Source organism: Fuerstiella marisgermanici, assembly GCF_001983935.1.
Classification (GTDB): domain Bacteria; phylum Planctomycetota; class Planctomycetia; order Planctomycetales; family Planctomycetaceae; genus Fuerstiella; species Fuerstiella marisgermanici.
The window spans coordinates 7,089,605-7,114,112 of record NZ_CP017641.1; the positions used below are offsets into that span (position 1 = coordinate 7,089,605).

At 54.5% G+C, this 24,508-nt stretch carries 16 protein-coding genes; 8 read left to right on the forward strand and 8 right to left on the reverse strand.

Annotated elements, in window-relative coordinates; all coding sequences use genetic code 11:
• Positions 1-177: 177 nt before the first annotated feature.
• The 3 genes from pabB to rho all read left to right on the forward strand — a co-directional run bounded on the left by pabB (position 178) and on the right by rho (position 5,277).
• Positions 178-1,644, forward strand: coding sequence for an aminodeoxychorismate synthase component I (gene pabB, locus Fuma_RS26635; protein ID WP_229360744.1), 1,467 nt, complete (start codon positions 178-180; stop codon positions 1,642-1,644).
• Positions 1,645-1,900: 256 nt separating this feature from the next.
• On the forward strand, positions 1,901-2,737 hold the full coding sequence (locus tag Fuma_RS26640) for a thioredoxin family protein (protein ID WP_158521150.1): 837 nt from the start codon (positions 1,901-1,903) through the stop codon (positions 2,735-2,737).
• A 626-nt stretch (positions 2,738-3,363) separates the two neighbouring features.
• The gene (gene rho, locus Fuma_RS26645) at positions 3,364-5,277 is read left to right on the forward strand and encodes a transcription termination factor Rho (protein ID WP_083732351.1); all 1,914 of its coding nucleotides are present in this window, start codon (positions 3,364-3,366) and stop codon (positions 5,275-5,277) included.
• Between the two features lie 83 nt (positions 5,278-5,360).
• Here the strand turns inward: rho and Fuma_RS26650 are convergent, their stop codons facing one another.
• Positions 5,361-6,746, reverse strand: a complete 1,386-nt coding sequence (locus tag Fuma_RS26650; protein WP_077026799.1) for a neutral/alkaline non-lysosomal ceramidase N-terminal domain-containing protein — start codon at positions 6,744-6,746, stop codon at positions 5,361-5,363.
• 83 nt (positions 6,747-6,829) lie between these two features.
• Entirely contained in the window at positions 6,830-7,609 is a 780-nt protein-coding gene (locus Fuma_RS26655; protein ID WP_077026800.1) for a hypothetical protein, read from the reverse strand.
• Positions 7,610-7,754: 145 nt separating this feature from the next.
• Between Fuma_RS26655 and Fuma_RS26660 the strand changes: the two genes are divergently transcribed.
• The gene (locus tag Fuma_RS26660) at positions 7,755-9,158 is read left to right on the forward strand and encodes a DUF1501 domain-containing protein (protein WP_077026801.1); all 1,404 of its coding nucleotides are present in this window, start codon (positions 7,755-7,757) and stop codon (positions 9,156-9,158) included.
• Positions 9,159-9,174: 16 nt separating this feature from the next.
• Here Fuma_RS26660 and Fuma_RS26665 read toward each other — a convergent pair whose 3' ends face one another.
• The 5 genes from Fuma_RS26665 to Fuma_RS26685 all read right to left on the reverse strand — a co-directional run bounded on the left by Fuma_RS26665 (position 9,175) and on the right by Fuma_RS26685 (position 16,476).
• On the reverse strand, positions 9,175-12,120 hold the full coding sequence (locus Fuma_RS26665) for an FG-GAP-like repeat-containing protein (protein ID WP_077026802.1): 2,946 nt from the start codon (positions 12,118-12,120) through the stop codon (positions 9,175-9,177).
• Between the two features lie 193 nt (positions 12,121-12,313).
• Positions 12,314-12,511, reverse strand: coding sequence for a hypothetical protein (locus Fuma_RS26670; RefSeq protein WP_077026803.1), 198 nt, complete (start codon positions 12,509-12,511; stop codon positions 12,314-12,316).
• Positions 12,512-12,594: 83 nt separating this feature from the next.
• Positions 12,595-13,956, reverse strand: coding sequence for a tetratricopeptide repeat protein (locus Fuma_RS26675; protein ID WP_083732353.1), 1,362 nt, complete (start codon positions 13,954-13,956; stop codon positions 12,595-12,597).
• Positions 13,953-15,248: an FG-GAP repeat domain-containing protein gene (locus tag Fuma_RS26680; RefSeq protein ID WP_077026805.1), complete on the reverse strand. Its 1,296-nt coding sequence runs from the start codon at positions 15,246-15,248 to the stop codon at positions 13,953-13,955. The genes Fuma_RS26675 and Fuma_RS26680 overlap by 4 nt, the downstream gene beginning before the upstream one ends.
• A 193-nt stretch (positions 15,249-15,441) precedes the next feature.
• Positions 15,442-16,476 (reverse strand): DUF1559 domain-containing protein, encoded by a 1,035-nt coding sequence (locus tag Fuma_RS26685; RefSeq protein WP_077026806.1) that lies wholly within the window; start codon positions 16,474-16,476, stop codon positions 15,442-15,444.
• A 245-nt stretch (positions 16,477-16,721) separates the two neighbouring features.
• On the opposite strand from Fuma_RS26685, the gene Fuma_RS26690 reads away from it, so the two are divergent.
• Positions 16,722-18,665 carry a tetratricopeptide repeat protein gene (locus Fuma_RS26690; RefSeq protein ID WP_083732354.1) on the forward strand — a complete coding sequence of 648 codons (1,944 nt, stop codon included), beginning with the start codon at positions 16,722-16,724 and terminating at the stop codon, positions 18,663-18,665.
• Between the two features lie 275 nt (positions 18,666-18,940).
• Complete coding sequence (locus tag Fuma_RS26695) at positions 18,941-20,800, forward strand: tetratricopeptide repeat protein (protein ID WP_338030025.1); 1,860 nt, start codon at positions 18,941-18,943, stop codon at positions 20,798-20,800.
• A 519-nt stretch (positions 20,801-21,319) separates the two neighbouring features.
• Here Fuma_RS26695 and Fuma_RS26700 read toward each other — a convergent pair.
• On the reverse strand, positions 21,320-22,624 hold the full coding sequence (locus Fuma_RS26700; protein ID WP_077026549.1) for an IS256 family transposase: 1,305 nt from the start codon (positions 22,622-22,624) through the stop codon (positions 21,320-21,322).
• A gap of 52 nt (positions 22,625-22,676) precedes the next feature.
• Between Fuma_RS26700 and Fuma_RS26705 the strand changes: the two genes are divergently transcribed.
• Both Fuma_RS26705 and Fuma_RS26710 read left to right on the forward strand, forming a co-directional pair.
• Positions 22,677-23,303 (forward strand): GDSL-type esterase/lipase family protein, encoded by a 627-nt coding sequence (locus tag Fuma_RS26705; RefSeq protein ID WP_077026809.1) that lies wholly within the window; start codon positions 22,677-22,679, stop codon positions 23,301-23,303.
• Between the two features lie 16 nt (positions 23,304-23,319).
• Positions 23,320-24,375: an SGNH/GDSL hydrolase family protein gene (locus Fuma_RS26710; protein ID WP_077026810.1), complete on the forward strand. Its 1,056-nt coding sequence runs from the start codon at positions 23,320-23,322 to the stop codon at positions 24,373-24,375.
• Positions 24,376-24,508 lie beyond the last annotated feature (133 nt).

Sequence of the window (24,508 nt, forward strand, 5' to 3'; positions counted from 1 at the left end):
GCGGCAAGCTACGGGCTGACCGACTTGTGTCCGATCGGTGATCCTCGTGGTACGGAAATTTGCGAAGCCAATCCGGCTGCATTCATTCTGTGGCGGCGAACGGTAACATGCGGCTGTAAACAATTGCTTCTGTCCGGCCGCTGCTTGTGTCCAGCAAATTTCCCGCTGAATCTGAACGTGTCTGATCTGCTGACGACTATCGAACTCGACCACCGTCTGGACGTCACCGACACGCTGCGCCGGTTTCAGAATTGTCCGTTTGTGATGCTGCTGGACAGTGCAGGGCACATTCGAAAACGAGATGCTCGGTATACGTTTCTAACGGCCGACCCAGTAGACACCGTGCGAATCGATCAGGTGTCTCATGGCGACGAACCGTTTGTGACGTTGCGAGACTGGCAGTCGCGGCTGCCGCAATTGCCCCACGAGTCCGCATCATTCTGCGGTGGTATCGCGGGAATGATGTCGTATGAGTTGGGGCATGCGTTTGAAACGCTGCCGTCACCGCAGCGTGACGAATTCGGAACACCAGCGTTGCTGGCAGGTTTGTTTGATTGGGCGATTGTCTGGGATCATGTTGAATCTCGCGTGTCGCTGCATGTGCTGAAGCTGGATGGCAGTGACCAGACTGCTCCGGCCGCCCGTGTTGCGTGGGCGTTGCAGAAGCTGGGCACCGAACCACAGAGCCCCGCCAAGCCGCATGCGGAGATTCATGCTGTTGGCGATGGTATCCTCGAAGCCAGAACGAGTACCTCAGGGTTTTCGCTACCGTCTGCCCCAGCGGTGAAATCGTGCTTTGCGAAAGATGACTACATCACGGCGGTCGAACGAGTGATCGAGTACATTCGCGCAGGAGACATTTTTCAGGCAAACCTGTCTCAGCAATTGACCGCGTTGTGGTCGGGGACAGCGGTCGAACTTTACGATCGCGTGAGGCAACAGAATCCAGCTCCATTTTGTGGGCTGTTACAGGCGGACGATGTCGCCGTGGTGAGTGCTTCTCCGGAACGTTTTCTGAAGGTCACTGGTGGCGAGTTCGTTGAGACGCGCCCCATCAAGGGGACTCGAAGACGTCATCGTTCACCGATTGCGGACCTGTATGCCAGCAGCGAACTGTACGCCAGCGAAAAAGATCGGGCAGAGAACGTGATGATCGTGGACCTCTTGCGAAACGATCTGTCGCGAGTCTGCCGTGCGGGGTCCGTGAAGGTGACTGGCCTGTGCGAAATTGAGGTATTCGAAACAGTGCAACACCTTGTCTCCACGGTCGTCGGCCGACTGCAACCCCATCGCGACGTATGGGATTTGTGTGCGGCCACAATTCCCGGCGGCTCGATCACGGGAGCTCCCAAGATTCGCGCGATGGAGATCATTGCGGAACTGGAACCAACAGTCCGAGGCGCGTATTGCGGCAATTTTTTCTGCCTGGGGCCGAACGGTAACTTCGACAGCAGCATTTTGATTCGCACCTTCACGCTAAAGAACGGCGTGGTGCAGTTTCCGGTGGGCGGCGGCATAGTTGCGGATTCAGTGCCTCACGATGAATACGAAGAAACGATGCACAAGGCCGCTGGCATGCTCAGAGCACTAAACGCTGATGAGGCCAAAGGCGAAGGCGGTTCTCGGGAGTCGAAGTTTACCTAACCGTCACAACCATCAGATACTGGCGCTCTTACATATTCCGGTGGGAATTTGTTTCGTAAACGAGTTTTGTCAAAGGTTGAAACATCTGTTCACGAGCGCACCTGTTGAGTGGCCGATACAACAGGTAATGAGTCAGGCCCTGAGACGGCCGACCGTGCGCCGTCTGCGGACGAAGCGCTTCCTGCTGATGAAATGATTTCACTTCAGGAATTTTATGCGGTGGCTCATTCCGCCAACCTGTGAAATGGATGCCACCATGGTGAATCGGAATAGCTTGCTTGTTGCTACGCTCGCAATCCTGTCGACTGCGACTCAGGTTCGCGCCAGTGAGGGCTGGTATCCCACCTTTGAAGACGCTCAGGCCGAATCAGAGCGTAGCGGGCGTCCACTGCTGATTCACTTCCACGCGACGTTTTGCGGACCGTGCCGCCAGATGGCTCAACAGGTCTTTTCGCAGCCGGACGTGCAACGTCAGCTTCGCGATGGCATTGTCGCGGTTGAGGTGGACGTATCAGAGCGTCGGGATCTGGCGGGCCAATTCGGTGTGGCTACAGTCCCGCGCGATGTGGTCGTCATGCCGGGGCAGGCTCCCAAGACTCTGGCCAAGGGGTTTCAGTCCAAAGCGGCTTATTTGAGACTGCTGGCCAGCATTTCGCCTGACGAGGTTCGATTTGCGGCAACAGATAAGTCTGCACCAAATCAGCAGCTGGCCGTGCAGGAGAAAATCATTGGGCTGGACGGATTTTGTCCGGTTCGATTGATGCGAGATCGCGAGTGGATTTCCGGCCGCGAAGATCTGGCGGAGACTCACCGGGGAATCACCTATTACTTCAGTTCGAGCGCGGAGCGGCAGGAATTTCGTCGCACGCCAGAAGAATTCACGCCGGAAAATCTGGGCTGCGACCCGGTGGTTCTGTATTCGAACCTAAGAGCGGTCACGGGGAAGATTAAGTACGGTGCGTTTTTTGACAGCCAGCTGTACCTGTTTGAAACTGTTGAGAATCGAGAAACGTTCAAGGAAAACCCACTGAAGTTCACGCGGATTCGCCACGCCGTGAAGGTTGATGACCTAAAAGGGCAGCGATTTAACTAGAAAACCGCAAATCCCTCGAAAATGTTCGGGGAGATCTGCCAGAGATCGATTGACACAGCAAACCGTTGGGTTAATACTAGTGGTGTGGTGGAGATGGCGAAGGCCACGCCAACCAGGTGGTTCGACATCCCACATCAATCTTCGCGTATAATCAGGAGCCCAGTTCAGGAGCTCCGATCGCTGACGAAGTCCCCCTCAGGCTCAGCCGGTGCCTTAATTCCGGCAATGGTTCCAGGACAGTCATGTTCGGTGCGATTTACGGGGATTGTTCTGTTAGCTTTTTTAGTTTCAGGGATGCGACTGCCCTCCGTCTGCCGTTTTGCGGATGGTCAATTCGGTAGAGAAATCCGATAGGCTCGAATCCCGCCGGTATCCTCAAGGGTCCCTATATCAACGCCTGTAACAGGCACGCTGATTTCAAGCGGATCAGCAGTACCCGATGGTACGGCATAGAACACCTGACAAGACCCGCGAAAACGGGGTTGTGTCAGGGTTTGGTAAGTTGCGTTGCTGTGCTGTCTTTGCGTACTGGATGAGTCGCGCCAATTCTTCTGCGCAGGGCATTTCTTTGCGGTTCGCCCGCCCCTCGCCCGCGCGATATTCGTATCTGGAAATTAGGATTTCCTATGCCATCAAGCAGCTCCAGTGCTGAGGAAACAAAGCCGAAAGCACGTCGCAAAGCCAAAGCTTCTCCCAAGAAAAAGGCCACTCGCCGGAAGAAGCAGGACGACGCACCGGAATTGTTCTCTGAGGATGACTTCGGAGACGGTGTGGATTCGTCCGCACGTGAAGCGAAGCCAAAAAAGAAAGCTGCTCGCAAAAAGGCACCGGCCAAACGCACTAAGAAACGCGCGGAGCCGGAGCCGGAAGAGTTTGTGGGTAGCAGCAATGCAGACACGCTTGTGGACGATACAGCGGCCGTCATGGAAGAAGCTCGACAGGCACGGTTTGAGCGTGATGACGAACCCGATTTGTCGGACATCGGAAATTATTTCAGCGCGGGCGGCGACAGTGATGAAGCTCCAGCGTCTGCCTCATCTGACGACAACGCGGAAGGCAAAACGGGCGAAAAAGAGAGCGGGAGCGGTGAAGACGGCGATGCAGATCGCCCACGCCGCCGCCGTCGTCGCCGCCGTCGCGGTCGAAGTGGTGGGGACAGTACTGAAGGCACCATCGATCGCAGTGTAGCCAGCAGCGATCGAGGCGGGGCCGCTGGCGGATCAAACAGCGGTGGTGGCCGAGGACGCAGTCGCGGACGCCAGTCGGATCGTGGTGGCCGCCAAACCTCAGATCGTGGCGGACGGCAATCTGACCGCGGTGGTCGGTCGCAATCAGACCGTGGCGGACGAGGTCGTGGTGGTGGCGGCGGCCGTGGTGGCGGCCCGAATCCGCGACGCGGACGTTCTGTACTGCCTGCCGGTGAGCCAATTGAAGGCACATTCGAAGGCGTGCTGGAGATGCATCCGAAGGGATATGGCTTCCTGCGTGACCCTAAGAAAAATTACGCGGCTGAAGATGCCAACCCATTCGTTTCCAGTTCCGTTGTAGAAAAATACGGACTGCGTGAAGGAGTGCTGGTGAAGGGCGAAGTCGGCCCGGGAAGTCGCAATCAGGGGCCTCGACTGCAGGAAGTGGAGTTGATCGATGCGTTCACTCCGGAAGAGTACGCCGAGATTAAGAACTTCGACGATCTGACGCCGATCAATCCGCACGAACAGATCAAGCTGGAAGTCGGCCCAACGCCGGTCACCATGCGAGTGATGGACTTGCTGTGTCCGATTGGCAAGGGGCAGCGAGCTTTGCTGGTCGCTCCTCCGCGAACCGGCAAGACCATGTTGCTGCAGGACATTGCGAATTCGGTCAGCATCAACCATCCCGAAATTCACCTGATGGTTTTGCTGATCGACGAGCGTCCGGAAGAAGTGACCGAAATGAGTCGCAGCGTGAAGGGGGAAGTCATTGCGTCTTCGCTCGACAACGACGTGGAAAGCCACGTGCGCATCGCTCAATTGATCATCGAACGCGGCAAGCGACTGGCCGAAGAAGGCCAGGACGTGTTCATTCTGCTGGACAGCATCACTCGCCTTGCGAGAGCCTTCAACAAATGGGTGAACCCGTCGGGCCGAACCGGTCGCGGCGGTCTGGATATTCGAGCTCTGGACGTGCCCAAAAAGCTGTTCGGGACAGCTCGCCTGTTCGATGAAGGCGGTTCCCTGACCGTCTGCGGCACGGCGTTGATTGATACGAACAACGGCATGGACGAAGCCATTTTCCAGGAATTCAAAGGAACTGGAAACATGGAAATGATGTTGAGCCGAGATCTGGCAGATCGACGCATCTGGCCTTCGATCGACATCACTCGTTCAGGCACGCGTCGCGAAGAAAAAATCCTCGACCCAACAACACTGGAAGGTGTGACAATGCTGCGACGCAGCCTGATCAGCCTCACCCCTGTTGATGCGATGGAGCAGCTGACGAAGACTCTGCTTAAGTTCGACACGAACACTGAGTTCCTGTCGCGAATCAAGGCAGTGCTGTAAACAGGCGTCAGAATTTTTCGTGCTGCAACAAGAAAAGAAGCCGGCGCATTGATGCGGCCGGCTTCTTTACTGCGCGTTACGTGCTACTGATTCGCAAGGGCGCGATACAGTTCATGCACTTTCGTCACGATACGTTCTTCCACGTCCGGCTTGAACGGGCCATGCTGCAGGACGGTCGTCATGTACCGCATGGCGCCTCCGGCTTCGTAGCCGCCTTCCAACAGCACTCGACGACTGGGCACATAGGCGAATACGTCGTTGCTGTAACCGGCCACCCATACTGCCGGGCCGCTGCCGTCAATGTTCGATAATTCGTTTTTCAATCTCAGCGAATAGTCGACGACAGTTTCACCGGGCAACGCCACAAGAGTGACTTGCTCGCCAAGACGGACCACCTGAACTGGGCAGTCGTACTTTTCACGCAGTTTGCCGTCTGATTCGAGTTGCCGCAGCAATCGTTCTGCGTGGATGCGGTCATACTTGTCGTTGGATTCTGCCTTCTTCTGCAGCTCGGACTTTGTTGGCGCTGTTTGATATTTCACCGTGGCCGTGTCATAAGCCGTTCTTAACGAAGCAGTGATTGGCCGGGCCTGAGTTTCCAACGCAGTTTCGACGGCGTTGGCAAGGCTGCGGCCGTGCTGTTGCGCCAGCTCGATGGTCCGTCGAGGGTAAGGATTCTGGTCGCCTCCACAGCCCATCACAAACATCGCCGTCGCTTCGGGGTGAGCGGCTTCCAGGTACGCCTGAGCGTACCCCGCATAGTCGCCGCAAAATTCGAAGATGCCCAGCGTTGTGTTGTGACACGCATAGCCAAACAAAATGGCTCGCAGTTTGCCTTCCGGTGATTCCACCTTCAGCACAGGCACGTCGTGGTCGACTGGTCCATCCGGGTTTGGGAAGTTGCGAAACCCGGTGGCTGATGGAGTGCGTCGATTCATGGCCAAACCGCAACGAGCTCGGCAATAGCTGATGCGGGACGGAGCAAGATCGCTTAGTGCGGATTCAACCAGCTTGACCAACGTCGACTGCAAACGCGTGACGTAATCGTTCGCCTGCTTTAACCGTTGCGGCGGCAGTCCGTCCAGCGACCAGCGAGTCGTACGAATTTCCGGCCCACAGTGAGTGTGTGAACAGTTGATGAGCAGACCTTCCGGCGGCAGGTTGCATTTTTCTTTGACCGCTTTCTCAAGGTCGTCACGAATCGGCCGCGGCACGCTGATCAGGTCGCAGGTGATAATCACCAGACGCTTCCCATCGTCATCCTGCAAAGCCAGCGCTTTCACAAACAGGTCCTGCAGCGTGCCTTCAGACGGTTTGTTGCGACTCGCGTAGCCCGCCATCCACATGGGGGTCTCGGGCGTCACCTTGGCCGATGCGACGCCCGCTTGCCAGGTGAGATTGTCCTCGGCAACCAACGTGCTGTGGCAGAGGAGGGCTATGCCGATCAGAAATGAGATGCGAATTGTCATGAAGATTGTTCCATTGAGGTGGGGTGGAGCAGGGCGGGAAGGTCGATGACTGAGCTTGTGGCAGAGGAGGAAGTTTTCACGCATCACAGGATACGTAGAATTTGGTTTTGCGAAGTCCAGCGAACGGATTTGGAATAATGGTAGACGTTGATGCCACCGTCAACTTCAGTGGGCACGCGAACAAGCAGCTCGATCCAGTCGGCGCAGTTGAATGCTGAGTACGCCAGATCGAAACCGCTAATCAAATCGGAAGGTTGGGCCTCCAGATCCGGAAGCAGGATCGGCCCGGTGTCGGTCTGATAAATGTTATCCCGCTCATTGGCGTTGATGGTCTTGACCGGATATTCGAGCGTCGCAACGTATCGCGCTGTTTCCAGCCGTGTGCGAGCCACCAGCAGTTCATTGTTCAGTATTGCCTGAACAATATCTTCAGCGGTCGGCAGCACTTCTGCCGGTGTATCCACGATATCAATCTGCGTTTCGTCAAAGACATCGGCATGCAATCCAGTCTGGCGATCAGTCTGCTGGCCGCTGCCTTCCGGAAACAACGGAACGTCCATTCCGACGCACGCATAAGTTTTGATGTTTAGAAATCGGTCGACTGCAAATATCGGCGCGAAGTCTGCATTCGGTGTTGTCCAGATATCGCGATCCACGCCCACGCGTTCCGTCTTGCAACTTGCTCCTAAAACAAAACGCTGCGACGTGCCGGTCGATTTTTCGACAATATCGCAGCAGCATTCGAGCTGAATGCGGGCGTTATTCAGGCTGTACGGAGGTTTGTGGCTCACCGTTCCTGGTGGTTTGCGGTTGGAATCGATGCGAAAACGCAGAAATGAGCGTGAAAAGTCGATGCCGTTCATGGAACCTAACCTTTGATAATTCCGGAGATCGTTTGCAAGTCGCGCATGATGATCAGTAGCCTACATGATGCAGGTTGGTCGTTCCTGCTCTCCGCAAAGAACTTCGACAGATTGTGATGAGGCATCTTGTCCGTGGGCCGCTGCTATGAATGACAATCCGCGTCCATTGAAGTCGCAACCGTTGTCGCGGCGCAGGTTGTTGCAGGCGGGAAGCGTCGGCGCGTTGGGACTGAACCTGCCGACATTGCTGCAGGCAGATCAGAAGAGTGCCTTCAGTGGCAGCTCCGGCAGCGGCGCGAAGTCGTGCATCTTCATTCATCAGTACGGCGGCTTAAGTCAGCTCGATTCGTGGGATATGAAGCCCAGCGCACCCCACGAAATTCGCGGGCCGTACTCACCCATTCCAACTGCGACACCAGGCTTGCAGGTCTGCGAATTGATGCCCCGCCTGGCTCAAATGTCAGACCGCTATGCCGTAATCCGCTCGATGACTCATACAGAATCGATTCACGATCGAGCGAATTCGATGTTGTTGGCGGGGAAAGCAACGCCGCTGTCTGACGACCCCTCTTTCGGAGCGATCGTCACGAAGCTGCGGCCAGCAACAGCCAGTATTCCGCCATACATCTGGCTTCAAAAATTCGGCGGCGGATCGGCGCCGCCCGATCATACCTATTTGACCGGCGGCAATCTTGGCATGGCATACGCGCCGATGCTGATTGGAGAACGACACGACGACAACCCGGCGTCAGCAGATTTTCGAGTTCAGGCTTTTGAGACGAACAGTGGCGTCACGATGAAACGTCTGGAAGATCGCTGGAAGTTGTCACAGCAAATGCAGCAGCTCGCGGCGACAGGCCGCACGCATGAATTCGAGTCGCTAAACCTTTACCAGCAACAGTCGTTCGACTTGCTGCACAGCGACGATGCGAAAAAAGCATTCCAAATCGAGCGCGAAGATCCGGCGCTACGTGACCAATACGGACGAAATCCGCTGGGGCAGAACCTTCTGTTCGCTCGCCGGCTGATTGAGGCGGGAGTTCGGTTGGTGAATGTCGTGGCATGGACGGGGCTGAAATCCGATGAAGAATTCGTCAGCCTCGAAACCTGGGATATGCACGGCAACGCCGACGTCGGCATCTTTGAAAATGGCTGGAACGGACTACCGTTCGCTTTGCCCAGAACCGATCAGGCTGTTGCTTCACTGCTCGACGACTTGCACACTCGCGGTCTACTCGATTCCACGCTGGTTGTGCTGATCGGCGAGTTCGGTCGCACGCCCACGATCAGCAAGGGGGCAAAACGGATCGGACGTGACCACTGGCCGCAGTGTTATTCGGCAATGATCGCAGGCGCCGGAATTCAAGGGGGAGCCGTCTACGGCGAATCCGACAGCCGCGCCGCGTACGTCAAAACCAATCCGGTTACACTGGAAGATTTCACGGCCACTCTCTTTGCCGCAATGGACATCAACCCTGCCTCCGGCATCAGTGCAGACGGCTTCACCGTCCGCGCCAGCAGCGGTCGTCCTATCCAGGCACTTCTGTAACCGGCATGCGTTGACGTCACCGGGGAATCGCGTAAAACAACGCCCGCCCTTCAACGGCCGCGTAGCGCGTTCCAGCAACAACCTCTGGGAATTGCTGTTCCTTTCCGCCGGCCCATTTCACGGAGACATTTGTTGCATTTGTGTGGCTGCCGAGTCCAAACACAAGTTTTCGCTCGTTGCTGGCCAGATACCCGTCGCCAGCGACAAGCTGCCGCGTGATCGTTCTTTGCCTTGTCGTAAGTGAGACGGTCGTGCCAAATGCATCACGCTGCGATGTCGTTCCTATCAGGCTAAGCGAGACCGATCCACCGCGCGGGGATGTCGCGTTGTGAAGAATGGACGTTGCGTGGTCGAGCGTGCCAATGACAACTTCTTCAGCACCATCCTGGTCCCAGTCCATCCGAGTCACACACCGACCAAGGTGCTTTCCGGAGAAATATTCCCCAACTGACTCTGCAGACTGCTCAGTGAATCGCATTCCGGCAATGTTTGTAAAGTACTGCGGCGACATGTGGTAGGGGGTACCTCGATCAGTGAAGTCATCCACATGGCCATTGACCACGACCAGGTCCGGCAATCCGTCCAAATCACCGTCAACCGCCTGAACACCAAAACCCAGAACCGGAAGGCTGGGTGGGCCGAGGCCACTGCTCCATGTTTGGTCCAGGTAGAAGCCGTCTTGATTCGTTTCTGAGTAAAGCGTGTTCGATTCATCGAGGAAATTTGTAACGAAAATGTCACTGCGACGATCGAGGTTGAAGTCCTCGACCGCGATACCCATACAGGCTTCACTCTGGCCGTCACCATTCACGGCTAGTCCGCGTTGACCGCCGACTTCATTGAAAAGAGCATCACCATGTTCTTTGGTCTTCATAAAGAGAAAGTTCGGCACGCCATCGTTGGCAACAAAAATATCGAGCTCGCCACAATTAGTGAGGTTCGCGACAACGACGCCCAACCCTTTGCCGTTCTCGATCTGAATCCCAGATCTGGCGGTGGCGTCGACAAAGTTTCCATTGCCGTCACCAAGAAAAAGCTGGTCCTGAGCCGCTTCGAAAGTCTGTGGAGCACATGGATGCTTTCGTCCGGTTTCGTCCCGGCACACTCGCGATGTAATGTCTCCTGAAAGGTAGTTGACGGTATATAAATCAGGCCACTGGTCGCCGTTGACGTCACACACAACGCAGCTGGTTGTCCAACGCGCACCATCACCTGCAACCTGTGAGGACACATCACTAAACGTACCATCTCCGTTATTTCGCAACAGTCGGTTTCCGCCAAGATTGCCTACAAGCAAATCCGTGAAACCGTCGTTGTTAATGTCCCCAGCCGCAACGCCCTGGCTGTAGTCCAGTGTTTCCGGTGCGCTGACGAGACTATCGTTCGTGAACTGGGTTCCTATTCGGTTGCGAAATAGCTGATCGGGTTGGCCGCTGATTGGATTTCCGGTGTCGTCATCGATCACGCAGCCCTGAGAAAAATAAAGGTCGGGCCAGCTGTCGGCATCTATGTCGAATGCGGCAATTCCACCACCTGTAAAATCATAAGGGCGCTGAGCTCCGCTGATTCGATGATCGACGCCGTTGTCAAATGAGAAATCGATTCGGAGTTGCTGTGTGAGATTTTCGAAACGCGCTGCTGATTGGGACGGATCCGATTCAAGATGGGGGGGCGTGTTGGTGAGGTTGATTTCAGGAAGGTCGCTCTCCGGAATTGCTATCTGCTGAAAAATATTCGCCTGCGGCGCGGTTCGCGCCAATGGCAGTTTTGCCAGCCGTGGATGCAGGTCAGTGACTGCTCGTGTTGCCCATTCAGGTGCTGGTTGCATGCTTGCGGCGAGTTGCGAGAATGCGAATGCTTCCCTAAGAAGCCCGAGAGATTCCGCGAGTTCATGCGCTTGTTTCAGCAATTCCGATGTCAACTGGATTGAAGATTCTGGCGTCGAACCATGGTCAAACAGTTTGCGATATTCTTCCAGCATGCGAGCACGTTTCAGCAGCACAGCCGCTTCGTTCTGTCGCCCAAGTGATGTCAATTGCCCGCCCAGAAGATAATTTGCTGGTAATGATGCGGCTTCGATGTTGCCGGCTTCCCAGTAGCACCTCATGGCTGCCTTTGTGTTACCGTTACTCGCATGGATCTGGCCGACAACGATCCACAGATCTGCATTCCACTCGGAAGATTGCGGAAGTTCAGCCAGCCAATCCGGAAGATCATCAATGTTACTGTGGTCGAGCAGGAGTTTGCCAAGGCGCGCGTGCGCTTCTATGAAATCGGGCTTCACTCTGATTGCCTGCTCAAGCAGGCTGCGTGCACGGTCGAAATTCTGCTTGAGTGTTGCAATTCTTGCTTCGGCGAGCAACAGGCCTGGGTGGTTCGGTTCCTGCTCTTGAAGCTGCTTCACGAAGCGAAGGTCAGGATACAGAAGGTCGTTCTGAACGAGCGAGAACACATACTCCGGCGTGACGGCTCCCTGGCCAATCAGAGTCAGTTGAAGGCGATTCGCTTCGTTCGTTCGTGTCTGCAGGCTTAGGATGTAAGCCAGTTGGTCAATTGCCGTGACATGCGCTGGATTCACAGTCAGTACGTTTCGAAACGACTGTTCGGCCACGCTGATCAGGCCAAGGCGGTCGATCGCCAGCCGACCGATCTCGCAATTTGCCTCAATATAGGCGGCCTCGTTATCCGTTGCGACTTGCTTGAGCAACTCGACAGCCTTGCTGTGAGATCGCATCTGCTCTGCAGCAGCCGCAGCTAGTAACAGTGCCTGTGGATCGTTTGCTGACGATGCCAAAAGCCTTTCACCGATCTGAGCTGCGAGTTCCGGCTGTTGCCGAATGATGGCTCGTTGTCCTTTTTCGAGCAGCTCATCACGGGACTCACGTTGCGCGACGATGAACCCCACAACAGCCAGCAGGCTCACCGCAACGATGAGACCTGTTCTCGACCGAAGAACGTTCATGGGCTCTCTTTGTGTTGCTTAGGTAAACAGTGGCAGCGATGCAGGAGGCTAAGTGTAGACCAAGAGTAACTTTGCACACCAGGCGATGACCTGTGTCCTGCGCCACCTGCTTCGACCACAAAAAAACAGACTCCTGTGAAGCGAGTCGACACTTCAGCAGGAGTCTTAATTTGGTCAGCAATGGCACGCAGTTCTATTGGCCGTCCTGTCCAAGGCTGGTGTCATCAAACCCGACACCGCCGTTTGGGTCAACTTCCTTTTCAGCACCGCCTTCGAGGCCTGCTGTCGGCAACGCGCCGCCACCTGCATTGGGATCGCCTCCGCCACAACCTGGCAGGGCACATACTGCGGTTACACAGCCAATAATTAAAAACAGAGTAAACTTCTTCATACTACCGGTCCTTTGTTTCGAGTTCGCTAGTCGAACAGAAAATAACAAGTTTGCGTGCAACCAGCTGACAACGACCGTTGGTCTTATTTCGGCAGTCGTTCGAGGGCCACAGTAGCGCGGCCGTGGCCGGGTGCAAGATCTAAACAATTTGAATACGCTGCTCGTGCGTTGTCAAGAGAACCGACTAGCCGTTCTGTTTCACCCAAATAAAACCAGGCTCGGGAATTTTTGGGATCTAGTTTAGTTGCCTCAGCGAACGCCACTCGTGCTTCAGCAATTTGATTCGAACGGTAGGCATTCAGGCCCATCTGGGATTTCTGCTTCGCCTGGTAGGCCGAAACTTCGTCCTCAGACAGAGTGCCAGTAGCGAGTAGGTCAGGTATCAGCCCGATCGACGGCTGCATGTCCAAAGCACGTTTCCATACTTTGGCAGCGGCGTCCAACTCACCTCGCGACGCGTGAACCAGCCCCTCCAGCTCCAGCAGATCTGCGCCGTCCTGAGACGTTCTGCGTATTTCTGACACAAGCTGTTGTACTTCGTCCAGGTTTCCTAATCCAAATTGAACATGGGCCATGGCCACCAACACAGATCGGTACTGCCACAGTTTATTGGTCCGTATCACATCAAGTGCCTGCCGCAGAACCCGCTCGCGTTGTTGAATGCTTCCAGCTGACTTCAAATCCATCGCGCGAGACAGCAACGCGGGCAGTCCGAATCTCGACGCGAACATTGTGATGAATCGCTGACTGTATTCGAGTTCCAACTGATAGACGGCACGTTCCTCCTGATCACGCAGCGAGCGTGTCGTCTCTTCGTCGTTGGCAGCCTTTGCCGCATTCTGACGTAGCTGTAACAACTTCAGTGAATTAGGAAGCTGTTCCAGCTGGGCATCGAGGATTTCGATTGCGTCATGGTAGCGATTCGACCGAATCAGAAGTTTGCTTAGCTGGTAGGCGGCTGGTGGGAAATTCGGGATTCTACGGAAGGCCTCTTCGGCCTGAACAGGGTCCTCCTGACGAAGATAACAGCGGCCGATTTGGTACCAACACGTCGTCGCCAGTTGAGTGTCAGACTCCGTCGCGGTTTTCTCGAACAGCTGAATCGCACGTTCCGTCTGGCCAACTCGTTCGAGGCAGAATCCGCGGCTGTAAATCAGGTGAAGATCATTGGGGGCAAGTGCCGCCGCCTCCTGAAAGCAGTCCGCCGCTGCAACATAGTAGCCGTTCCCTAGTAAGGCTTCCGCCAGGTTTCGCCAGTCTGCAACATCTCCGGAGGTAGCTTTCGTCCGCAATGACGTAATGGCGTCAGCTGTCGCGGGATCCAGTTTCTCCAAATTGACGACCGGGACATCAGCCGAAAAAGTTGCTGATGAACGCTTCAAGACGAATGCGCCGATGGCGATTTCAGCCACTAGCAAAGCAACAAGGAGGTTCCTGGTAGTCACGGTGCCGTCCCCTTGTTCTTCCAGATCGTCACGCGACCAAGTTTATTGTAGGGCGGGCGAATATGCAGGCCGCCAGCAACGATATCGACTGCACCGTCGGCGTTCAGGTCCCCGGTCGCTACAGTTACTAAGTGAGTGGGTGAAGAGTCGATTTGCCAAGCTGTGAAATTTTGCTCGCCATTGTTCTCAAGCCAGATGATGCTGGCTTGAGAGGGCTCGTCCCAGACATTTGCCATGCTGGCCAGGACAATATCAACGTCTTTATCGTTGTCCAGGTCAGCTGCCGCAGCGGCATACGTTCCGCCGAATGTTGCAATCCGCTTTTCAGCGAATTTCCAGCCTCCCTGATTCTCGAACCACAGGCAGCCGTGGTACGGCTGCGGAAACGGGTCAAAGTCTTCCAGGTTGTCACCGGCAGGAAGGATCAGGTCCATGTCGCCGTCGCGGTCGAGGTCTTCGGCCAACAGCCCCGCGCTTCCCAGATCGAAGTTATGCGTAAACCATAGCCGCCGTGGCTGAAAAGCCCCATGGCCGTCATTTTCGAAGCCCCAAAGCTCTTCTTCATCCTGCGTGACGATTGCCGAAATGTCGAGATCGCCATCATTGTCAAAGTCGGCGACCGGAACATGAATAATTCCAGGTGCCGACAGCAGCTCATGGTCGCGAAATACCAGGTCTCCGAGGTTCTCAAGCCACAGTACCTGCCCGCGATTGTACCCAAACACAGCAACCGCCAGATCAAGGTCACCGTCGTTGTCAAAATCGCCCGGCTGGACATCTGCAACACGTCTTACATCATCCAGAATTGTCTGTGCCTGATATCCGTTGTCGACACACTTCAACAACACAACACTTCCGATGACGCCGTCATCCGGTTCGATATTTCCGAGCACGGACACAAGAATATCCCGGTCACCATCGTTGTCGATATCTACGACGGTTGCATGTGCCGGAGCAACGACATCGGACAGAAGAATCTCCTCTGACGGTTGCCCGGATGAATTGTCTGTTTGAAAGATCACGGCATTCTTTGATGCGTCGCAGATCAAAATACCGACGGGGCCGTCTTCTCGAAGTTGCGTCACCTGAACGTGACAGATGCGAGGGTGTCCGGTCAGTGGCGAAGTTGGCGCTTCTTTTTCGAATCGAAGCGTTGACGCAGGAAATGCAGACCCCGCAGGTTTCACTGTTCCGTCCGTCTCTGCGATCTTTGCATTCGGCATTGCCCAAAATATAAGCAGGGGAGTCATGACGACAAGAGCAACCAGCAAAGCTGTTGATTTCGAGATCATAGATACGAAAACTCTCGTCGTGTGGCCCCGCTGATAGTGGGCGAGCTGTTCGGGATTATAGAGCCGAAGAAGCACACAATAGGATATGGCTGAAGCACTGGACCATTTCAGTTGGCAGAAGTTCTACAAAAAAAAGGAACTGCAGCCGAGGCTACAGTTCCCTGTGAACAGAACTGCCGAACTGCAACTGAACCTAGAATTCACCGAGCGTTTGACCGTCAGCGATAAATGCAAGGTTGTTCAGTGTGCCGCTGTCGGCATTTTCACTGATGAATCGAACGGATCCATCGCCAAGACATGCCTGGGCTCCACCGGTGTGAAGGCTTCCCACTGTGCCCCAGTCTCGCAAGCGGCCATCGGCAACCGTACTGCTGTTAGGCGTTCCCCACCAAGGGCAGCAGGTCCAATAGTTGATTTTTCGGAAGTTTGGTGCAGACGTCGTATTGGTGTTGTTCACAGCAAGGTCGACGCCATTGCACACCCAGTGAGCGTAGCCCCAGGTTTGGTTGATGCCGTTCTTCACCTGACGTGTCGTTTCTAGCAACATAACCGAATTGCTTGTGCCATCGGTGACGTCTCGAATTCGTGACGCCGACGCCACCCCGAACATACGGCGTGTACTCTTACCGCGTTTTGACCAAAGATTCATACTGCTGCTGTAACGTTGGACGGAAAAGTCATAGTTCGTGTAGGCACCAAAGTGGCCAGCCGCATACGCCAGAGGGCTGATGTGGTAGTTGGTCGTGTTGCCAGTGTAGTGCGTATCACCGCTGTCCGAAGGACACTGAAATACGGGGAGATTCTTGCTGACGATGGCAGAATTTCCGCTGTCGAACGGATCGATCAACAGCGTACCCGAGACACGATTGTAAGCTCCTGTCGCCAAGCTCAGGTTCAAAGCGTTATAGGCCGCCGCTTGCTCCATAAAAGGCAAAACGCCCAACCAGCCGCGGTGGTTCAGCACATGCTGGCCAAGAGAAGTGATTGGGTCTCCGGCGGTTATGGCAGCGTCAGCATTTGTCGACATCGGAAAGACACTGTAGGTGTCGTGGTAGTTGTGGACAGCCAATCCGAGGTTTTTCAGTTGGTTTTTACATTGCGTTCTGCGAGCGGCTTCGCGAGCCTGCTGCACGGCAGGCAGCAGCAGAGCGATCAGGATTGCAATGATCGCGATAACGACCAGCAACTCGATCAGTGTGAATCCAAAACGTTTACGTAACTTAAGCATCGAGGTCTCCATCGGAAGGAAAGAATACGGAATTAGCGGGCATGTGCATCACACGCAGGCCACTAGTGTACAACAGTGTTGGTGGTAAAGTAATCGCCTAAATAGTTCTATTTTTTAATTATTTTTCGCGTGCTTTTTTCTTTTCGAGAAGCTTGTAAGAGTACAGGACAACTCCTTAGGTCGGTGATCAGCGTTCTTGCGTGCCGTTAGTTCCCGGAACGCCTGCGTTTATTTAGTTATTTATCATGAATTCGCCTCATCAACCGCAAATGGCCCACAATCGCCGCCAAGGCATGCTCATTTGTGCTGGGCTTGTGCTGTTAACGATCGCAACATTCGCGCCAGTCAGGCATTTTGGTTTCGTTGATTACGACGATGGGCTGTACGTTTCAAAAAACGAGGTCGTTCTGGGCGGGTTTACCCGTGAAGGGGTTCGGTGGGCGTTTAGTGCTGAAAGTGTCCAACCAACGGCAAACTGGCACCCGCTAACCTGGCTGTCCTTGATGGCCGACGTGTCCCTGTTCGGTGCCAACCCGTCGGCCATGCATGTCGTTAACGTTGCCATTCATGCCGGCAATGTCCTGTTACTGTACTGGATGCTCGTCGCGGCCACGCGTCGTCGCTACAGAAGTGCGTTTGTTGCAGTAATTTTTGCCGTTCATCCGCTGCACGTAGAATCCGTGGCGTGGATATCCGAACGGAAAGACGTGCTTAGCACCCTGTTCGCGCTATTGTCGATGCGATGCTATTTTCGCTGGCAAGTGAACCGCCGAATCCTGTGGCAGATTCTGTCAATTCTCGCGTTCCTGTTTTCGTTGTTGACGAAGCAGATGTACGTAACCCTGCCGTTCCTGCTCCTGCTTCTGCACTATTGGCCGCTCGGCCGGGCTGGCACCACACGGCCGACAAATTCTGAGGAGCAAACGGTCCGTGGATTGCGGCTTGTGAAGGATCTTTGGCCGTTCTTTGTTGGCTCGATTGTATTTTGCGGGTTGGCTGTGATTGGCCAAAAAGAGGGCGGCGCAGTCGCTGCACTGGAGGATTATCCTCTTGGACAACGCATTTATAATGCCGTGATTGTCTACGTGCTTTACATCCTGCAGACTTTGTGGCCGACGCGACTGGCTGTTTATTATCCGTATCCGTTGCACATTCCTTTCTTAACCGTCCTGCCATGTCTAGCGGTGCTTTTGGGTGCGACGGTGTTTGCTGTAAGAAAAAGAAATGCTGATCCAGCTGTTCTTGTGGGCTGGCTTTGGTATCTGGGCACGCTGGTGCCAGTCATCGGCATCGTGCAAATCGGCACACAAAGAATGGCCGATCGCTACATGTATTTTCCGATGGTCGGCCTTACGATTGCTGGCACGTGGTTCGTTGCGGACCGGGTCGCGGCTCAACCGCGATTTCGAAAGGTTGTCGTGAGTTGCGCAGCGGCTGCGGCGCTGATTCTCGCCGTATTGGCTCGGCAACAGGTCGCGTACTGGAAAGACACGATGACTCTGTTTACGCGCGCGGCTGATGTGGCAGAAAGCGGATTGGCGCTGGCCAACGTTGCGCACGAGTACGAGCAGAAAGGTGAACTGGATAAGGCAAATATCTACGCTTTGCGAGCCATCCGATTGGACCCGGCATCCGCGTCAACTCGAAGCTTGCTTGGTACATTAGCGCTTGCAGAAAACCGGCCGAAAGATGCTGAAGACTGGTTTCGTCAGTCCCTTCAGATCCGGCCAAACTCTGCTGAGACGCACTACAATCTTGGACTAACACTGGTGCGGCAAGGTCGTCCTCGCGAAGCGATTTCATCGTACACTCAGGCTCTTGAATTGAACCAGGACAAGCCAGATGTGCGCACTAATCTGGCTGTCGCCTATTCGATGCTGGAAGAGGATCAGGCGGCCATGGAACAGTTCGAGATCGTTCTTGCGAAATTCCCCGACTTCCCCCAGGCCAACTTCAACTACGCCAAGCTACTGATGAAAACGGGGGCCGTCGATCGTGCGATTCCGCATTTGGAATCGGTGGCCAGAACAACACCTCAGATGTGGCAGACCTACAGTTCCCTTGCCGAAATTTACGTGCAGAAACAGGATGCACAGAAGGCAAGGGAATATGCAGAAAAGGCTTTGCAGCTTAGCAATGGTGCGCCCGAAATTCTCGAACTGATGGACATCGTGAATCAGATGCCATAGCTATTCGCGTCAGGAATTTGTTGATGTTGCGGGTGAAACGGCAGAGCGGTTGGTGGTAGCATCGCAAGCTCACTTAAACCGGACGATCACGGGGATTTCGCCCGGAACGATCAGTCACATCAGGCGAAAGCAACGGCGTGGGCCGCACAAACCAAAAAAATTCGAACGCCGTCAGTCCCGAGAAATGCATCGCGGCGAACGCACTGGTGTTTGTCGTCGGGCTGTGTCTGCGGCTTTGGAACATTGCCGATATTCGATTTGCACCTTTCTTCTCTATGCGGCTCGGCGATTCTTTGCGGTATCGCGAATGGGCCCTTGAAATATCAGGGGGAGACTGGTTGGGCAGCGAAGTGTTCTACCAGGCTCCGCTTTACCCCTATTTATTGGCGGTCCTTTACAGCCTGTTTGGTTCGGAGCGCATTGTCATTTTACTGCTTCAAGCAATATTGGGTGCCGTGTCGTGCGCACTTATCTGCGACGCCACGATTCGGTTACATTCACGAAAGGCGGGTATTACCGCTGGGTTGGCGCTAGCCTGCTACGCTCCGTCAATTTTCTTCGATGGCTTAATTCAAAAGACGGCTACCGATCAGATCCTGCTTTGTGCAGTGATCAATCTCGTGGTTCGTTGGCAACAGAAAACGAGACTTCAAACCTGTCTTCTGTTGGGATTAGCGGCCGGGCTGCTGATTCTGTCCCGAGAGAATGCACTCGTTTTTCCGATCGTGATAGTGGTTGGAATGTTCGTAACGAAGAGGCCGCTGTACCACGAATTCATAAGGTCTGCCCTTGTCTTTGTTGTTGGTTTGGCCGCTGTGCTACTGCCAGTTGCGGTTCGCAATTACAGCGTTGGGGGTGAATTCCACCTCACGACGTCACAGTTCGGCCCCAATTTTTTTATTGGTAACAATCTTCACGCCAACGGAACCTATCAGCCACTGTTGGAAGGCGGCGGCAATGCTCAGGCAGAACGCCGCGACGCAACAATGCTTGCGGAGAAGGCCCTGGGGAAGTCACTCACGCCGGGCGAGGTATCGCATTACTGGAGTGAACGCACTTTGAAGGAGATACAGAGCGATCCCGTCAGGTGGCTTAACTTAATGTGCCGGAAGCTGGCCTATTTCTGTAATCGAGTGGAAGTCACCGATACGGAAGACATCTATTCTTACTCTGAATACTCAGCCCCATTGAGGCTGCTGAATCCCATCGCCAATTTTGGCACGCTGGGCCCATTGGCCGTTCTGGGCTTGCTGCTTAGCCGTCGAAATTGGCGAGAACTGAGTGTGCTTGTCGGAATGCTGCTCGCGTACACAGCCAGTGTGTTGCTGTTTTATGTCTTCGGCCGCTACCGTTTTCCAGTGGTGCCGATCCTGTGCGTGTTTGCTGGTATGGGAATTGCCGATGGGATTCGTATCGTCTCGTTACGTTTTAGAGGCTCGGCTTCGGCGACAGAACATTCGTCTTCGGTAACGCGCGCGGAGCTTGTACCGATACTGTTCATCGCTGCCGGTGCATTTCTGTTTTGTAACTGGCCATTCCTGAACGCTGAACACATGAAGTCCATTTCTCAATACAACATGGCTGTTGAGTTCGATCGGTCTGGAAGGAACAGGCTGGCCATCGACTTCTATCTCCGCGCACTGGAACTCGTCCCAGGCGATGCGAACGCTCACGCAAATCTTGCCAGCGTCCTCGCGAGAACCGGGCGTTTGGAAGGCGCGGCTCACCATTACCGCGAAGCGATTCATGCTGATGTGCCGTCGCCGGGGGCCCACTTCGCGTTGGCTAACGTGTACGCCCAAATGGGGATGCCGGTTGAAGCGGCGGAGAACTATCGAAAAGCGATTCTCGACCTGCCGGACCTCGTGCCTGCGCATCTGAATCTGGGCGTCGCTTTACTGCAGCAGGGAAGGGCGGATGCCGCTGTAGATGCACTGGAAAGGGCGGCCTCGCTTGCGCCGGATTACCCTGCTGCTCATTTAAATCTCGCGCACGCTTTGGCAGACATCCAGCGATTTGAAGACGCCAAAGTTCATTACCAAACGGTTCTGGAACTGGACCCCGGCAATTCGCTTGCCGAAACCTGCCTGCGGCGAGTGACCGACGCGATTCAGAAACACGATTCGAAAAAATGAACGCTAAGGCATGCAGCCGACGTTCGGGCAGTCGCAAAGTGGTCTTCAGCTTCGTCGCTTTTATTATGTTTTGATTAGCCGGTGAATTACTGCTGCAAATCTTCGGTTTCCACTACAGCGCCGACGTGGAAACAATGCGGTTCACGTTCCCGATTGACGAATACAACCAATCTTCAGACGAGCCGTTCCTGCAACGAGATGACGAGCTGTTTTGGAAGCCCAGGCCATTTGCCCTGCAGCACAATTAAGGAGGCATGGTCGGGCCCGGATTTGCGGACGCCAAGCCAAATGGGATTTTTCGTATTGTCTGCCTGGGAGATTCATGTACGCATTTCGGGCCGGATTCGTATCCTGAAAAGCTGCAGGCGCTTCTCAACGAAGTAGCGCCTGGTCGTTTTGAGGTCATTAACGCAGGCTGAACCGGTTGTAGCTCCTTCCAGGGATTGACGCTGCAAAGACAAGAGCGCTGGAGTGGTCGCCGGAGAGCAATTGTCAAATGTTGTGTTTTGGGTTTTTGATTTAGGCGGCGATATCATCCTGCATGATTCCGTCTTTGAAGGAACGTCCTTCGATGACGAGTGTGATCTTTTCGTGGCAGTTGAGTCGTCTCCATTTCTTCGATGCTGACTGAGCCAGCTTGAACATCATCGCTAAGCTCGCCCGTCTTGTTCCGCTGCCTTTGGTCTTGCGGTGACGAAGGCGGATCGTCGCGAAGGTGGATTCGATCGGGTTGGTTGTCCGCAAGTGGCTCCAGTGTTCGGCCGGGAAATCGTAGAACGTCAGCAGCTCGTCGCGGTCCTTCTTCAGGCAATCGCAAGCCGCTGCATACTTCGCACCGTACTTTTCAATGAATTTATCGAACGCTTTGTTCGCATCGTCCTTCGTTTCTGCCTGCCAGATTTCGTGCAGGTCGCCTTTCGCTTTGGGTTGAACGCTCTTAGGCATCTTGTTGAGAACATTGGCCGTCTTGTGAACCCAACAGCGTTGTTCACGAGTCTCGGGGAATACTTTGCGGATCGCGGCCCAGAAGCCAAGCGCACCATCGCCAACGGCAACCTTCGGTGACAATTGCAGGCCACGTTGCTTCAAGTCGACCAGTAACTCGCACCAGCTCTGCTCGCTCTCGCGGTAACCGTCCAGCACCGCGATCAATTCTTTCTGGCCTTCCGGCGTAGCCCCCATCAGCACCAGCAAACACTGCTTTTTATTGGCGTCATCCTCCAGTCGGAGCTTCGCGTGAATGCCGTCGGCCCAGATGTAAACGTACTGCTTGTTCGATAGATCCCGCTTGCTCCAGTCATCGTATTCGCTGCACCACTGATCCTTGAGCCGGCAAACCACGTTGGGACTCAGCCCGGCGGCCCGCTCGCCGACGAGCGACTGCAACGCCTCGTTGAAGTCACCCGTGGAAATTCCTTTGAGGTAAAGCCAGGGGATGAGTTCTTCAATGGCCTTCGTTTTTCGCAGATAGCTCGGAAGCACGCTTGGCGAGAAAGCCACCCGTTTTTCGCGATCAGGATCGTTGTCGCGGACACGCCCCTGAGTGACCGGAATCGCTCCGGCACCGGTGAGGATGTCCCGCTCCGGAAGGCTTCCGTTCTTGACGACCAGTCGCCGGCCGTGCTCGTCAGTCCGATCCGCATGCATGGCGACGAACGCATCCACCTCGGCATCGACTGCGGTTTGTAGCATCCGCCTGGCTCCCTCACGGACAATCTCGTCGAGCGGACTTCGCTCGTCGAACTGAGCCCGAAAGGAAATCACTTCGGGATCGAGCGCTTGACCCACTGGCACTTTGGTTCGGTCTGTTTTAGTCTTGCTCATAGCGTATTCCTTTGCCCACTTCGGGCCGTTGGAGAGGAGAAGTTCCAACAGGATGCGCCACCTTTCTCATTCACTCAAGAACACAACTTTCGACAATAACTCGTCGCCGGATCTTGTCACCGTCTATTTCGGCTGGAATGATCACTGGCTGGCGCGAGGATATCCTGATAATCAGCAGCGTCCACAGAGCAAAATGCACAACTCATCGCGCGATTATTTGGCGGGACTTCGGACGTATCAGTTCTTTCAATGGGGGCTTAGCGGCGTCGCAACATCAACCAGAGATGAGTTTCGTGTCGGGCTAAACGACTACGAATTGAATCTGCGAAGAATGGAGGTAGGGTGCTCAGGAAAGGGAATACCCATTTGGTGTTTGAACGCGGCTGATGCTTTTGAGTTTGGCCTTCCGGAATACCTGCGAACATCAGGCGAAGTGAACGACCCGACACAAGTTGAACTACTTCACGATTCTTATAACTCCGTCGTTCGTCGCGTGGCAGAAGATACGAATGCTCCGTGCCTTGATGTGGCAATGGAGTTTGCCGCGATGGACAAACGGATGCTGTTTGTCGATGATCACATCTACCTGTTTGAGGTCGGACGTGAGGAAATTGCGAACAGGCTGCTCACACTTCTCAAGAAACATGACATGGTGCCTGAAGTGCCACCGCAGAAGTAACTTCAAAGCTGATTCTATGGGTGAGAACTTCATATTGCTGCTGTTCGTGATGCTCCCGATTGTGCTGCTGATATTTACTCGGCAATTCTTTCGCCAGGTGCGTCCTCAAATGTCAGGGCAACGCATCCGTTCTCTGGTTTTTGGAAACACGCTCGTACTCCTGCTCCTGCTGTCTGTTTTGACGCTGGGCGGAGAAGTCTACTTTCGCTTTTTTTATGATTCGACCGACTCATTCGGGCTGTGCAAGACAACGCAACGATGGTTTGCTCGGCATTTCGAGAGAAACGCGACGGGCTTTCGCGATTCTGCCAACTACATGCCGACCGTCGAACCCGGTAAGCGCCGAGTCAGCTTCTTCGGGGATTCGATCACAGCTGCTCATGGGATCGCCGATGTCGAAGATCGTTTCGCAAACATCATTCGGGCAACAAACCCAAATCTGGAGATCCATGTCCTGGCACAATGCGGCCTGGACACGGGGAAGCAACTGGAGTTGGTTCACTTTTTACCGGAGTCAGGATACGAGACGGACATTGTTGTGCTTGTGTATTTTCTGAACGACATCTCTGACATCACGCCGGAATGGCAGGAAATCGGAAAGCGTCTCTACGAGAGTCCGTCCCCAGGATTCTTGGTGTCGAACAGTTATCTGTTTGACACGATCAATGCTCGGCTGCGAATGGCGAGAGAACCGGGGGTTTCCGACTACTACAGTTTTGTGAGGGACGCATACGAAGGTTCTGTCTGGGATCGTCAGAAAGACAGGCTAACCAATTTTCGAGACACCGTTGCAGCTAACGGCGGCACGTTTTACGTCGTCACCTTTCCCTTTCTGCACGCGCTGGGAGATGACTACGCTTATCGCGACATACATAAAAAGCTAAATAGTTTATGGCTGGACCTCGACGTGCCACATCTCGACCTGCTACGCGTCTTTGAGGGGATGGATGCGGAGGATCTTGTCGTTAGTTCGCGAGACGCTCATCCCAATGAATCGGCCCATGCTTTGGCCGCCCGCGAGATTTCCACGTTCCTTGTTGAGCAAATCGAATCCGAACCCGGATCCGAATGAGGCTGAGCCTCACCCCGAATTTAGCTGCTGGCCTCATCGCTTCCAGTCAACGCACTGAAGACCTGACTCAATGTGAAAAGGTTATTCTTGATAGGCGTGACGCAAGTCACTGGCCTATGCCATTCTTATTCTC

Excerpts from the sequence above, each read along its gene's own strand:
- Fuma_RS26640 (WP_158521150.1), top strand. The coding sequence starts at position 1,901 with ATGGTGAATCGGAATAGCTTGCTTGTTGCTACGCTCGCAATCCTGTCG.
- rho (WP_083732351.1), top strand. The coding sequence starts at position 3,364 with ATGCCATCAAGCAGCTCCAGTGCTGAGGAAACAAAGCCGAAAGCACGT.
- Fuma_RS26650 (WP_077026799.1), bottom strand. The coding sequence starts at position 6,746 with ATGACAATTCGCATCTCATTTCTGATCGGCATAGCCCTCCTCTGCCAC.
- Fuma_RS26655 (WP_077026800.1), bottom strand. The coding sequence starts at position 7,609 with ATGAACGGCATCGACTTTTCACGCTCATTTCTGCGTTTTCGCATCGAT.
- Fuma_RS26660 (WP_077026801.1), top strand. The coding sequence starts at position 7,755 with ATGAATGACAATCCGCGTCCATTGAAGTCGCAACCGTTGTCGCGGCGC.
- Fuma_RS26665 (WP_077026802.1), bottom strand. The coding sequence starts at position 12,120 with ATGAACGTTCTTCGGTCGAGAACAGGTCTCATCGTTGCGGTGAGCCTG.
- Fuma_RS26670 (WP_077026803.1), bottom strand. The coding sequence starts at position 12,511 with ATGAAGAAGTTTACTCTGTTTTTAATTATTGGCTGTGTAACCGCAGTA.
- Fuma_RS26680 (WP_077026805.1), bottom strand. The coding sequence starts at position 15,248 with ATGATCTCGAAATCAACAGCTTTGCTGGTTGCTCTTGTCGTCATGACT.
- Fuma_RS26685 (WP_077026806.1), bottom strand. The coding sequence starts at position 16,476 with ATGCTTAAGTTACGTAAACGTTTTGGATTCACACTGATCGAGTTGCTG.
- Fuma_RS26690 (WP_083732354.1), top strand. The coding sequence starts at position 16,722 with ATGAATTCGCCTCATCAACCGCAAATGGCCCACAATCGCCGCCAAGGC.
- Fuma_RS26695 (WP_338030025.1), top strand. The coding sequence starts at position 18,941 with ATGCGGCTCGGCGATTCTTTGCGGTATCGCGAATGGGCCCTTGAAATA.
- Fuma_RS26700 (WP_077026549.1), bottom strand. The coding sequence starts at position 22,624 with ATGAGCAAGACTAAAACAGACCGAACCAAAGTGCCAGTGGGTCAAGCG.
- Fuma_RS26705 (WP_077026809.1), top strand. The coding sequence starts at position 22,677 with ATGCGCCACCTTTCTCATTCACTCAAGAACACAACTTTCGACAATAAC.
- Fuma_RS26710 (WP_077026810.1), top strand. The coding sequence starts at position 23,320 with ATGGGTGAGAACTTCATATTGCTGCTGTTCGTGATGCTCCCGATTGTG.